Here is an 11990-nt window from a genome sequence, read left to right on the forward strand (position 1 = left end):
ACACACGGTGTAACCCCCGGTCTCACGCAGGAAACCACGTTTCAGATGACGGTGCCGGGCGGTCAGACGTCGTCGACGTCGGCGTAGGACTTGGGATCCTCGATCGGCTCCAGGTGGGCGGACACGCGCAGGCTCGGGTCCTCGGCGACGAGGTCGTCGATGAGCCGCTCAGTGAAGTCGTGCCCCTGCTTGACGCTCCACGTGCCCGGGACCAGGACGTGCAGCTCGGCGAAGCGGCGGTTGCCGGCTTCGCGCACGCGCACGGCGTGGAAGTCGATGACGCCGGTGCGGCGGTGGCGGTCGAGCACGGCCTTGATCCGGGCCAGCGCCTCCGCCGAGGGGGCGATGTCCATCAGGCCGGCGACGGACTCACGAACCAGGCGGAAGCCGGTCCACATGATGTTCAGGCCCGCCCCCAGTGCGACGACGGCGTCGAGCATCGGCTGGCCGGTAATCGCCACGAGCCCCACGCCGATGAGCACCGCGGCGCTCGTCAGGACGTCGGTGGCCAGGTGCTTGGCGTCGGCCACCAGCGTTGCGGAGTTCTCCACCGTGCCCTTGCGGTAGAGCACCCAGGCCACGCCCCCGTTGATGAGGGAGGCGACCACGGAGATCGCCAGACCCGCTCCGAGCTGCTCGGGCATGGTGGGGGTGATGAGGCGTTCAATCGCGGAGAAGATGATGAAGACCGCGGCCACGAAGATCATGGCGCCCTCGACGACCGCCGAGAAGTACTCCGCCTTGGAGTGGCCGAACTGGTGGTCCTCGTCAGCGGGCCGGATCGAGACGCGCAGCACGATGAGCGCCACGACCGCCGCCACCAGGTTGACCAGGGACTCGGCGGCGTCAGAGAGCAGACCCACCGAGCCTGTCATCCACGCAGCCCCGGACTTCAGGGCGATGGTGCCCAGGGCCGCCGCGATGGACAGCCACGCGTAGGCGGACAGGTCCTTGGGCGGGGCGTAGCGCGGTGAGGACATGGGTTCCAGTGTGCGCGCGGCCGGGGCTGCGGGGCGAATCGTGTTTTCGGTGGGCCGCAAGGTGGTTTCGTGCTGCGGGTGAGCCTGGGCCCGGGGCATGGCCGACGGCGTCGGCGACCCCGTCCAGGCCCCGCTAGGCTGTCGTCGTGCTCGCCCCAGTTCTTCACGCCGCCGTCGAGATGCCGGTTCCCGAGGCGTTGTCGAGCACCTTCCGTGCGCTCGACCTGTCCGGCGTCCTCCTCAACGGGATCCTGGGCGGGCTCATCGCGCGCCGCAAGAACTATGACCTCGTGGGCTTCGTGGTACTGGCGATGCTCACGGCCACCGGCGGCGGGATCCTGCGCGACCTCATGATCCAGGCTGGCCCACCCTTCGCGCTGACCGACCCCTACTACCTCTACACCGCCTGCGCGGGTGCGCTGATCGCGTGGTGGCTGCCCTTCAGCTCGCGGCCGGCCAGGCGTTTCCTCGTGGTGGCTGACGCTGTGGTGCTGGGGACGTGGGCAGCCACCGGTGCCTCGAAGGCCTTGGTCAACGGGCTCGGCGTCATGCCCGCGCTGCTGCTGGGGTGCCTGACGGCGGTGGGCGGCTCGATGATCCGCGACATCTCCGTGGGGGAGACCCCGGCGGTCTTCGGCGGGAACAAGCTCTATGCGATCCCGGCATTGTGCTCGGCGGGGACCGAGGTGGCGCTGGTGGTGGTCGGGATCCCGGCGACCTGGGCCATGGTGGCGGCGACGGCTGTGGGTGCGGGGATGTGCCTGCTGGCGTACTGGCGCTCGTGGCGGCTGCCGGTCTCGGCGGAGGTTCAGCGCGAGCGCGAACGACGGCGGGCGGCGCGGCTGGCCGCGGGACCGCGGCGGCGGTGGCCGGTTGGGTCAGTAGGCGCGCCCGAGGAAGGTGACACGGTACGCGAGGGGTGGCGGCGTTCGCTCATGGGGCGTCCGCGCTGGTCACGCTCGGCGCCGCCACAGCCCCGGCGCCACGAGCCCTTGGACCCGCAAGACCTCTAGGGGCGCTGGGACTGTAGGGCTGGTATTGGGCTTGTAGGGCTTGGGGCGAGGCCTGCTGGGCCGGTTGCTGTGCTTGCCAGTAGCTCTGCTGGCTGGGTCGGTTGCTGTGCTTGCCTGGTAGCTCCCCTTGCCTACTGAGACCGCACACCGAGCCTGCCCATGCCCGGCCTTCGCTATCCCTCCACCACTGTCGCTACCCCTTCGTGTCCTTCGCACCCCCGTAGCGCGCGCTATGGGGTAGCGACCAACACCAAGAGGTAGCGACAGACAGAACGGGGTAGCGGCGAGCGCGATGGGGTAGCAACGCAGGCCAGGTCTGGCCCGCACGTTCGGGGTCGGACGACGCCAAGGGGTAGCGATGGTGGGAACGAGGTAGCGGCGAAAGCAGAGGCTGGCCCGTACAAGCGCGGTCGACCAACACCACGGGATAGCGGGCGACCTCATGGGGTAGCGGCAGGCGCCAAGGGGTTACAGCAAACGGCGCAAGCGCGTGACTCAAGTGCCCAGCGCCCCGTCCTTCGCTATCCCTTCACCACCGTCGCTATCCCTTCACCACCGTCGCTACCCCCTTCCCGTCCGTCGCACCCCCGTAGCGCGCGCTAAGGGGTAGCGGGCGACCTCATGGGGTAGCGATGGCGCGAACGAGGTAGCGGCGAGCGTGGTGGGGTAGCGGCGCAGGCAGAGGCTGGCCCGCACGTTCGGGGTCGGACGACGCCAAGGGGTAGCGATAGCGGGCGCCGGGTAGCGGCGGCCAGAACCGAGGAGCAAACGGAGGCGTGGCCGGCCCCAAGCCTCAGGCCCGAGCTTCAGACAGCCGAGGCTCCGCCCCAAACCTCAGGCCCGAGCCTCAGACCAACCCAAGCCTCAGCCCGAGCGGACCGCAGCGTTGCCAGTCCCTCTATTCTGGGTCTCAGACCGATATTCCGGGTCTCAGACCGAACGAACCTCGGCGTCGTCAACCTCGATGGGCTGCGCAGGGGCGGCAGGCTGCTGTGCCGGCGCGCCGAAGAGCCGCTCCTTGACGGCGTCCACCACCTTGTCCGTGAGGGCCTCACCCTGCTGACGCGCAAAGCTCGTGGCCTTGGCGGAGGCGGAGTCGACCTTCTCGCGCACGAAGGGCTGCTCGGCCACGTGGGTCGCCGCCGCCTTGATCCGCTCGTACTGCGCGCGCCCGGCCCGCGTCCCCAGGACGTATCCCGCGCCGAGACCGAGGATGAACGGAATCTTGCTGGCCATGACTGCCTCCTGGTTCTGGGCGGTGAAGCGTCGGGCGATGGCGCCCAGGGCAGCGTAGCAAGCGGGCTGACCTCCGGCGGTCGGCGACGTCCCGGGTGACGTCCCGGGCAATGTCCCGGGCGACGGCGGGGCGGCGTTGCGAGAGCGGCCGCACCTTCGTTAGGTAAGACTTACGTTGCTATACGTCAGTATTCATTGCTTCTACTGTTGAGTTGTGACCAGGAACGAGACAACCACGAGCAGCACCCGCCCTCACACTGAGGAAGTCGGGCAGGCTCCGGTTGTCCCTGCGCTGGACGCTCGCGCTCCGCTGAGTGGGGCGCTGAGCCTGGCCGAGCTGGCCGACGACGCCGCTCAGGCTGGTACGCAAACCTCCGGTGACGAACAGGCCGGCACGGCCGGTGTCCCCAACGCGACGCCCGCCCCGAGCTCGACCGACGTGGCCGGCTTGGCCGACGTGACTGATGCGGGCAACGTGACCGGCACGGCCGACGCCGAGGCCGCCCGTGAGTCTCGCGACGCAGCCGTCTCCCTTGCCTCTCGGCTGAACTGGTTGCGCGCCGGCGTGCTCGGCGCGAACGACGGCATCGTCTCGGTGGCCGGCCTCGTCATCGGTGTTGCCGCGGCCACGCCGGAGAACACTGGTGCCATCCTGACCGCCGGCGTCGCCGGGGTGCTGGCAGGAGCGGTCTCGATGGCTGCCGGTGAGTATGTCTCGGTCTCAACTCAGTCGGACACCGAGCGGGCGCTGGTGGTGCGCCAGCGCGAGGAGCTTGCGGAGGACCCCGAGGCTGGCATTGACGAGCTGGCATCTCACTATCGCGCCAAGGGACTGAGCCCCGCCACCGCGATGACGGTTGCTCGTGAGCTCACGGCGCACGACGCCGTCGGCGCGCACCTGGAAGCGGAGCTTGGCCTGCGGGAGGACGAGTACACCAACCCCTGGCACGCCGCCTTCTCCAGCGCGGTGGCCTTCACGCTCGGGTCGTTGCTGCCGATGCTGGCGATCGTCTTGCTGCCGACGGCGGTCAAGATCCCGCTGACCTTCGTGGCCGTGCTTGTGGGCCTTGCCCTGACCGGCGGGTTTTCCGCCCGACTGGGCGAGGCACCGGTGCGTCCCGCGGTGATCCGCAATATGGCGGGCGGTGCGCTGGCCATGGTCGTGACCTGGGGCATCGGCCACCTCATTGGTGTCTCGGTCTGAGCTGGCTCCGCGCTCGAAGATCGCACCCGGCTGCCCGGTCTCTCCCCTCTGCCCGGGCTTTCCCCGCTGCCGGGAGTCTGCACGGCCCCGCCACTCGTCGCTTAAGGCCCTGAACAGTCGATCCCCATGCTCCCCACAATGGAAGCGACTGTTAGCGGCCTAAAGCGATGGAATTGTGGGCGCGGTGGAGGGTGGCAGAGCTTGGAAGCGACTGTTCAGGGCCTAAGGCGACCGTTCAGTGCCTGAAGCGACGGCCCTGGTGGCAGGGCCCCACCTCAATCGACGACGGCCGCGCCGCCCGCCTGGGTGATCCAGCGCGGCAGCGTGCGGGCCAGCGCGTAGCCGTCACGCCCCTGGACCACGGGAACATCGGCCTCAGCCAGGGTGCGCGCCTGCGGCCCCAACCCCATCGGGTGGGCGATCTGACCGCCGGCCAGCATCTGCTCCTTCTGGGAAAGACGCCGGATCGCCACGGCCGCCACCCGGTCAGAGTGCTCGCGCACCACCTCGGAGTAGATGAGGAGGTCGTGCTGACCGTCGTCCCCGATGAGAAGCCACGTCACCTCGGGCAGGTCGATGAGCAGCCGACGCAGCTCGGTGCGCTTGTGCTCAATACCTGAACGGAACCAGCCCGTGTTGGTCGGTCCCCAGTCCGTCATGAGCATGGGGGCGTTGGGAATGGCGTGCTTCTTGAAGAACGAGCGCAGCGTCGGCACGGCGTTCCACGCCCCGGTGGACAGGAAGACCAGCGGCGCCTGCGGGTGCGCGGCGTGCACCTGCGCGAGCAGCTCCGGCATACCGGGCACGGCCTCGCGGTTCGAGGCGTTCTTGACCAGGAGGTTCCAGCCGGCGATGAACATACGGGGCACGTTGGTGACCATGACCGTGTCGTCGATGTCGCAGACGACGCCGAGCTGAGGGCCGGGGGCCACGATGTTGACGCGCGCCCGCACGAGCCCGGCGCCCGCGGCATCGATCTCAACCTCGTGCCAGCCCGGTGCCAGCCCGTGATCGCGTACGACGACGTCCACATACCCTCCGCGGTCAGCGCGCGTGCGCACCGAGACTCCTCCCACGCGGATGGTCACCGGTAGGTAGGGGACGGGGACGTCAATGAACTGGCGCCATCCGCGCTGGGCGTCGATGAGGGAGTCCAGCGCGAGGTCGCGCACCTCGGTGGCGGTGACGGGCAGCGAGTCCGGGATGGAGCGGAACAGTGGCCCCTCGGCCGGGGCGTCCTTGGGGCGCATCACCATGCGTGCCAGGACGCGCGCCATCGAGCCGTGCTCGCCGGCCGAGCCATAGCCGTCGTAGGTGACCACGCGCGGCCGCCAGCCGTGGGCGCGCAGCACGGGGATCATGTCTCGATGCAGGCGGTCCTCGGCGGCGCGAGCGATGTCAGAAAACGGCATACCGGGATCTTAGCGGGGCCCGGTGACACGATCCTGAGCGCGAGCGCGCCGCGTGCTATACGAGCCCGACCTGCTCCGACCCGGCCGTCCCAGCCTCGTCAGTCTCGGGCTGCCCACTGCCGGCCTGCTCTGGCCGCACCGGCCCTGCCTGCCCAGCACTAGTCCGCTCCGCACGCGCTTGTCCGGCCCGCTGCTCCGCGCTCGCGCTGGCCAGCGCCGCCCCGGTGGTGAGCGCCCACCACGTGTAGGACGAGCCGACGACGCTCGCCCACACCGGCCAGTCCTGCTCCACGTGGTTCTGCTCGGGGAACCACCACTGCATCGCCAGGACGAAGACGGCGGCCCCCGCGGCCGCGGCCGTCATCAGCGCCGGTGAGTCCCACCGCCGCGCGGCCACCATGAGCGCCATGAGCGCCGGTACGCACCACACCCAGTGGTGGGACCAGGAGATGGGGGAAATGAGCAGTCCCAGCGTCATGGCGACCGAGACCTGGAGGGTAAGGATGAGCCCGTCGTCCGACGGCGTCGCTCGCCGCCCGGCCAGGTCCGTCAGCCCGTCCGAGCTCGCCGGTCCGTCCAGGCCCGCCGGCTCGTCCAGGCATGTCCGAGCGGACTGCGGCCGCAGCCCGTCCAGCCGTCGCAGCAGCAGCCAGGCGCCGACCAGCGCGCCAAGCACCGTCAGCGCCCACACCACGGTCCACAGGTCTTCCGGCAGCCAGCGTGCGACGAGGCCCTTGAGGTTCTGGTTGCCGGAGTAGTCGGCGAAGCCGGCCCGACCCGGGTCCCACATGGCGGAGAAGAAGAACTGCGCGGACTCGCTGGGCGAGATCAGCCAGCACAGCGCGGTGACGCCGGCGGCCGTCCCCGTCATCGTGGCAGCAGCCCGCCACTCCCGGCGCGCCAGCAGCACGATCACGGCGATCGCCGGGGTGAGCTTGAAGGCCGCCGCGAGTCCGGACAGCACCCCGCGCCAGGGCGAGCGCGCGGGCACGGCCAGCAGGTCCACGGCCACGAGCATCATGAGGATGGCGTTGACCTGGCCGTACTCCATGGACTTGTACACCGGCTCGATGACGCACACGCCCGCCAGCGTCACCCAGGGTGCGAGCGCCCACGCCCGCCTCTGGCTCGCCCCCAGCGCGCGTGCTGCGGCCCAGACGCTCATGCCCACGCATACGGGCGTAGCCAGGACCAGGAGCGCCTGGATGCTGCGGTCATCCAGCCAGGTCAGCGGCATGAAGGCCCAGGCAGCGAAAGGCGGGTAGGTGAAGGGCCACAGCTGCTGGTCAGGGTTGGCCCACCAGTCGTAGAGGCTGCCGCCGGCCTGCCACTGGGCGACGGCGTGGTAGTAGATCCACGCGTCGAGCTTGAACATCTCCTCGCCGGCCTTGTTCCACAGCCGCGGGTAGCAGGACAGGAGGACGGCGCACCAGGCCACCACCTGCACGGGGATGGAGTCGGCCCAGCGCTGCCAACGAGGTGAGGGCGGCGTCATCCTGCCTCCAGGTGCCCGTGAGCGCGTGCCCTGCGCAGGGTGCGCAGGCCCACGAGGAGAACCACGACGCCGATCCACGCCGCGCACATCGTCAGCGTGTAACCGCCGTGGGCGCCGGCCGCGTCAATGGCCCGGCCACCGAGCATAGAGCCCAGCGAGACGCCGATGTTCATAGCGGTACCGATCCAGGCCAGGCCCTCGGTCAGCTGGCCGGGGGCCACGGTGACCTGGACGATGTTGTTGCCCGAGGTGATCGTGGGGGCGGTGCCCAGGCCCACGAGGACGTAGAGCACGGCCAGGACCGCGAGGTTCGGGGCGAGCAGGAAGGTCGAGGCCCCCAGGGCCAGCCACGCCATGCCGACTCCCAGCTGCTTCCACAGCGGCCAGCCCCAGGTGCGCGCGCCGTAGACGAGCGCGGCGATGAGCGATCCGGTGGCCCAGCAGGCCAGGGCCACGCCGGAGAGGCTCTTCTGGTCGAGTTCGGTGGCGAAGGCGACGGCGGAGACGTCGTTGGCGCCAAACATGATGCCCGAGCACAGGAAGATCAGGGCGATGGCCCGCACTGACCCGTAGGACAGGACGGAGGGGAGTCGGGCCGGGGCGAGCGCGTCGGGCTCGGTGCTGCGTGCGCCGTCGTCGGAGCCTCGACGGCGGGGACGGGGCGCGCGTGGGTGTGGCGCCGGCTCGGTGGCGCGCTGGGAGAGGAACCACAGGCCTCCGCCCAGCTGCAGGCTCAGGGCGACGATCCACCCGCTGGTCACCGGCAGCACGTGCGTGGTGCACAGGGCGGTGGCGAGCACCGGGCCGATCATGAAGGCAACCTCGTCCAGGGCGGCCTCCAGGGAGAAGGCAGTGTGGACGTCGTCGGGCGAGTCCAGCAGCGTGGTCCAGCGCGAGCGCACGAGCGAGCCCATGGACCCGCCTAGTCCGCCGGCCAGGCCGGACAGGACGATCAGCGTCCACAGCGGCGCGATCTGCTGGGTGGCCACGATGAGCCCGAGCAGCGAGGCGGAGGAGGCCAGGATGGCTGGCAGCATGACGCGGGCCTGGCCGTAGGCGTCAACGAGCCGGGCCAGGAGCGGGGAGCCGACGGCGGCCGCGATGATGTTGGCGGCGCTGACGGTCCCGGCGGCGGAGTAGGAGCCGTACAGGCTCTGGACCGCGAGGATGGTGGAGATACCCACCATGGACATGGGGAAGCGGGCGAGCAGGCCCGCCAGCGAGAACTGCCAGGCGCCGGGCTTGGCGAGGATCCGGCCGTAGGTGGAGGTCATGCGGTGCATACGGGCCTTAGCGGACGGTGCCGAGCGCGTCCTCGCGGGACAGGGAGAAGCCCTGGCCGCTGACCTGGCTCCAGCAGCTGATGGCGGCCTCGGTGGCGGTGCAGGCGAAGGAGTCGTTCTTCGCCGAGGAGCCGTAGCTCAGGGCTGCGCCACCGGCGGCCGCGGCGCCACCGCAGCTGCCCAGGGCCTGGCCGTCCTTGGTCACCGTGACGGTGAAGGGAACGGTGGGGTCAGAGTTGCAGGAGGCGTCCTCGGGAATGAAGCTGTGCTCGTTGATGGTGCAGGAGACTGAGTCCTCGCCCAGGGTGCAGGAGATGTTGCCGCTGGGGGCGGTGAAGGAACCCATCTCGACGGCGTCCGCGGGCGCCGGGGCACGCAGCGTCTGGCTCTGCGTGGGCGAGGGGGTGGGCGTGGGGGCCTCGGTGGTGGCCTCCTGCTCGGGGGCGTCCTGGGTGGCGGCCGGCTGCTCCTGCTGGGCCTGGGTGGTGGGGGCGGAGGTGCTGGGCTCGGAGCTGCCGGAGGAGAAGAACCACACGACGATCGCCACGACCAGCACGAGGGCGATCGCGGCCAGGATCGCCAGGACGATGGTGGAGCGTCGCGGCCCGCTGGGGGCCCGGCTCTCAGCGACGCCGACGCCGAAGACGCCGCCGTCAGAGCCGCCCGCCCAGGCTGCGGGCTGGACAGGGGTGGGCTGTGCAGGGGCAGGCTGGACGACCGGTGGCAGGGCGGAGGTGGCGAGTGCCGGGGCGACCTGCGTGGGGGCCGGGTCGGTGGCCCGGGCGACGCCCTCAGGCTCGAAGACGGGAACCGCCTGCGTGGGCGGCTGGGTGGCTGGGGTGGCGGCCGGGTAGGCCTGGGTCTGCGGCTGCGCGGCGGAGGCCGCAGAGGTGGCGGAGGCGGTCGACGACGTCGCAGCCTCGGTCGCGGGGAAGGCAGCGGTCGGGATGGGGGTGGGCAGGGCCTGCGTGGGGCCGCCGGCCTGGGATGCGGACTCGGCGGCGCTACCGCGGGAGGCCAGGGCGGCGTTGATGGCGGGGTCTCCGAGCCCTGCGAGCCAGTCCAGCAGAGCCGGGTAGGTACGGGGGTTGGCAGCGATGTAGGGGCGCAGCCCGGGGTAGTTCTGAGCGAGCTCGTGCAGGGTGGCGAGTTCGGCATTCGGGTCGCTCGCGCGTGCGACGAGATCGTCCTGAGACCGAGACATGCTGTGTCCTCCTGAGTTGTGCCCACCATGGCACGCGGGATCCGCTGCCGAAGGGTCGGGGCTCGCGGCGTGGCCGGAGACTGGCGCACTCCGACTGGACGAGCCTACCTGAGTAGCGCAGGCTCAGCCTTGTGCGGACTCGGCTGCGCGGCTGGTGCTGAGAGCGGACCGCCGTCAGCCTGCGGCGGCGACGACCGACAGCGGGCTGGCCTGCACTCCCTCAACGGGCTCGGTGCTGGCCGTCTGCTCGATCGCCGGCACGGCGTGCGCGGGGACCTCAGCGCCCACGGCCCGCAGGATGAACACGTCCAGCGCCTCCAGGTAGGCCGAGCGGGCCTGCGCCTGGAGGGGGGTGGGGCGGCCTCCCATGATGGCGGCGTGGATGAGCGGGATGACGATGCTGGGGTCCTGCTGCGGGATAGCGCCCTTGTCCATCGCGTCAGTGAGGATCTGGGAGAGCATCTGCATCATGAGACCGGCGTGGGCGCGCAGGCGTCCGGCGGTGTCCCGGGACACGGCGTGCGACAGCGGGCCGTAGGTGGGGAAGTGGTAGTGGCGCTTGAGGAGCGCCTGCTGGCGCACGTAGACGCGCAGCCGGTCGATCGGGTCCTCGATCCCTGCCAGGGCGCGGGAGAGCTGCTCGGAGTAGCGCGCAGTCTCGTACTCCATGAAGGCCAGGAGGAGGTCCTCCTTGTCCGCGAAGTGGTTGTAGACGGCGGTGCGGCCCACTCCGGCATGGGCGGCGACGTCGGACAGCGTGATCTTGTCGAAGGAGCGCTGGCTCATGAGCTCGGACAGAGCGTCAAAGAGCGCCGTGCGCATCCGCTCGCGGTGCTCGGCGAGTGAGCTCCCCATAATTTTCGGCATGAGGGAACCCTAACCTAGAAAGTGACGGATCAGGGAACGGTGTCACAAAGACGTGACGTGCGGGGTGTCCAGGGTGGCGAGGACGGCCTCCAGGACGGGCAGGTCCGCCGGCAGCCAGGGTAGCGTGCGGGCCTGCTTCAGCCCGACCCATTCCAAGGACTGGTGTGCGCTGCCCTGTGTGGGGCCGTGGGAGGGATCGGCGGGTTCGGCCAGCCACACGCGCATGCGGTAGCCGTGCATGGCGGGCCAGGCGGGTTGGTTGTCCTCAGGCCAGGCGGGATCGACGAGGTTGGGCATGGGCACGGGGAGGGCAAGTAGGGGAGCGGGAACAACCTCGGCACCCAGGTGAACTGACAGGCTGATCTCCTCGCGAAGCTCGCGGGCCAGCGCCTGCGTGGGCGTCTCGCCAGGTTCGACCTTGCCGCCGGGCAGCTCGTATTGGCCTGCGTGCTCGGCGGGGTAGGAGCGGGCGGCGCACAGCATGGCGGTGGGGTGGGCGAGGGAGTCGACAATCGCGGCAGCCGCCACCAGGCGCGAGGGGCGAGGTGAATCGGGTGAGGAGGAGCTCATCGCCCCCAGGCTAGCGCCCCTCTTCCGTCGCTTTAGGCCGTCAACAGTCGGTTGCCATGCTTGCCGCACTGGTATCGACTGTTGACGGCCTAAAGCGACGCCTCGCCCCCGCCTGCGCCCCTCCCTGGGCTTCCGTGGCCTGCGCTGACGGCTGCTGCTAGGGATGGAGTCGCACCAAGCTGGTCCGAGGTTCCCAACGCCACCACGTTCCTAAGTGGTCAGTGAACTCAATCGAGGCGACATGGTGCTTGGTGCTCTTGGTGACCGGGACAACCTCGGGTGCGCTGTCGGGTGTGATGGGGTCGGGCAGCCCCCAGCCTCGGGAGGCCCTGGCCTCCACGAAGTACTGCCCTGGTGGGAGTGCCTCGATGGAGATGGGCATACAGCCCTCCGCTGTAGCGCCGGTCCGGTTGGCTGGGGCGATGATCTTGATGTCATGAAAGACGGACGAGTCCCGCGATGAGCTGGAGATGACAAGGCCCCAACGCTCGCCATCGGTAGCCCGCCACGCTTGCAAGGAACCGGCGATCAGTCGTCGCTCCCGCTCTTGGTCGCGGGCGTCCCGTTCGCGCTCGAGTGATTCCATGCGCAGGTAACTGGCTCTTCACGAACGAGGGTGTAGTCGGTTGAGCGCGTCGGTGGCCGGGTAGGGGTCGAGGTCTCCCGGATGATGGAAGTTCTTCACGCTCGCCATCCCGAAAGACCTCGACGTGCTCCACCCTACTT

Annotated in this window: 10 protein-coding genes; 2 read left to right on the top strand and 8 right to left on the bottom strand. The window is 70.2% G+C overall.

Going from position 1 to position 11990, the window contains the following annotated elements:
- Positions 1–62 precede the first annotated feature (62 nt).
- Positions 63–980: a cation diffusion facilitator family transporter gene (locus CYJ26_RS07225; protein WP_006548043.1), complete on the bottom strand. Its 918-nt coding sequence runs from the start codon at positions 978–980 to the stop codon at positions 63–65.
- Between the two features lie 179 nt (positions 981–1159).
- Between CYJ26_RS07225 and CYJ26_RS07230 the strand changes: the two genes are divergently transcribed.
- On the top strand, positions 1160–1993 hold the full coding sequence (locus CYJ26_RS07230) for a trimeric intracellular cation channel family protein (protein WP_034236021.1): 834 nt from the start codon (positions 1160–1162) through the stop codon (positions 1991–1993).
- Positions 1994–2923: 930 nt separating this feature from the next.
- Here CYJ26_RS07230 and CYJ26_RS07235 read toward each other — a convergent pair.
- Positions 2924–3229 (bottom strand): hypothetical protein, encoded by a 306-nt coding sequence (locus CYJ26_RS07235; protein WP_006548046.1) that lies wholly within the window; start codon positions 3227–3229, stop codon positions 2924–2926.
- A gap of 214 nt (positions 3230–3443) precedes the next feature.
- Here CYJ26_RS07235 and CYJ26_RS07240 point away from each other — a divergent pair, with 214 nt between their 5' ends.
- Positions 3444–4433, top strand: a complete 990-nt coding sequence (locus CYJ26_RS07240; RefSeq protein WP_006548047.1) for a VIT1/CCC1 transporter family protein — start codon at positions 3444–3446, stop codon at positions 4431–4433.
- 275 nt (positions 4434–4708) lie between these two features.
- On the opposite strand, the gene CYJ26_RS07245 is transcribed toward CYJ26_RS07240, so the two are convergent.
- The 6 genes from CYJ26_RS07245 to CYJ26_RS07270 all read right to left on the bottom strand — a co-directional run bounded on the left by CYJ26_RS07245 (position 4709) and on the right by CYJ26_RS07270 (position 11264).
- Entirely contained in the window at positions 4709–5845 is a 1137-nt protein-coding gene (locus CYJ26_RS07245) for an App1 family protein (RefSeq protein ID WP_006548048.1), read from the bottom strand.
- A gap of 55 nt (positions 5846–5900) precedes the next feature.
- Positions 5901–7340 carry a glycosyltransferase 87 family protein gene (locus CYJ26_RS07250; protein WP_048780391.1) on the bottom strand — a complete coding sequence of 480 codons (1440 nt, stop codon included), beginning with the start codon at positions 7338–7340 and terminating at the stop codon, positions 5901–5903.
- Entirely contained in the window at positions 7337–8614 is a 1278-nt protein-coding gene (locus CYJ26_RS07255) for an MFS transporter (protein ID WP_048780400.1), read from the bottom strand. The genes CYJ26_RS07250 and CYJ26_RS07255 overlap by 4 nt, the downstream gene beginning before the upstream one ends.
- A gap of 16 nt (positions 8615–8630) precedes the next feature.
- Positions 8631–9827 carry a variant leucine-rich repeat-containing protein gene (locus CYJ26_RS07260; RefSeq protein WP_024036158.1) on the bottom strand — a complete coding sequence of 399 codons (1197 nt, stop codon included), beginning with the start codon at positions 9825–9827 and terminating at the stop codon, positions 8631–8633.
- 174 nt (positions 9828–10001) lie between these two features.
- On the bottom strand, positions 10002–10694 hold the full coding sequence (locus CYJ26_RS07265; RefSeq protein WP_024034583.1) for a TetR/AcrR family transcriptional regulator: 693 nt from the start codon (positions 10692–10694) through the stop codon (positions 10002–10004).
- 42 nt (positions 10695–10736) lie between these two features.
- Positions 10737–11264 (bottom strand): (deoxy)nucleoside triphosphate pyrophosphohydrolase, encoded by a 528-nt coding sequence (locus tag CYJ26_RS07270; RefSeq protein WP_048780392.1) that lies wholly within the window; start codon positions 11262–11264, stop codon positions 10737–10739.
- Positions 11265–11990: the final 726 nt, after the last annotated feature.

Source organism: Actinomyces urogenitalis, from assembly GCF_002861525.1.
Classification (GTDB): domain Bacteria; phylum Actinomycetota; class Actinomycetes; order Actinomycetales; family Actinomycetaceae; genus Actinomyces; species Actinomyces urogenitalis.

Coding starts and splice junctions, on each gene's coding strand:
- CYJ26_RS07225 (WP_006548043.1), bottom strand. CDS start 980: ATGTCCTCACCGCGCTACGCCCCGCCCAAGGACCTGTCCGCCTACGCG.
- CYJ26_RS07230 (WP_034236021.1), top strand. CDS start 1,160: ATGCCGGTTCCCGAGGCGTTGTCGAGCACCTTCCGTGCGCTCGACCTG.
- CYJ26_RS07235 (WP_006548046.1), bottom strand. CDS start 3,229: ATGGCCAGCAAGATTCCGTTCATCCTCGGTCTCGGCGCGGGATACGTC.
- CYJ26_RS07245 (WP_006548048.1), bottom strand. CDS start 5,845: ATGCCGTTTTCTGACATCGCTCGCGCCGCCGAGGACCGCCTGCATCGA.
- CYJ26_RS07250 (WP_048780391.1), bottom strand. CDS start 7,340: ATGACGCCGCCCTCACCTCGTTGGCAGCGCTGGGCCGACTCCATCCCC.
- CYJ26_RS07255 (WP_048780400.1), bottom strand. CDS start 8,614: ATGACCTCCACCTACGGCCGGATCCTCGCCAAGCCCGGCGCCTGGCAG.
- CYJ26_RS07260 (WP_024036158.1), bottom strand. CDS start 9,827: ATGTCTCGGTCTCAGGACGATCTCGTCGCACGCGCGAGCGACCCGAAT.
- CYJ26_RS07265 (WP_024034583.1), bottom strand. CDS start 10,694: ATGCCGAAAATTATGGGGAGCTCACTCGCCGAGCACCGCGAGCGGATG.
- CYJ26_RS07270 (WP_048780392.1), bottom strand. CDS start 11,264: ATGAGCTCCTCCTCACCCGATTCACCTCGCCCCTCGCGCCTGGTGGCG.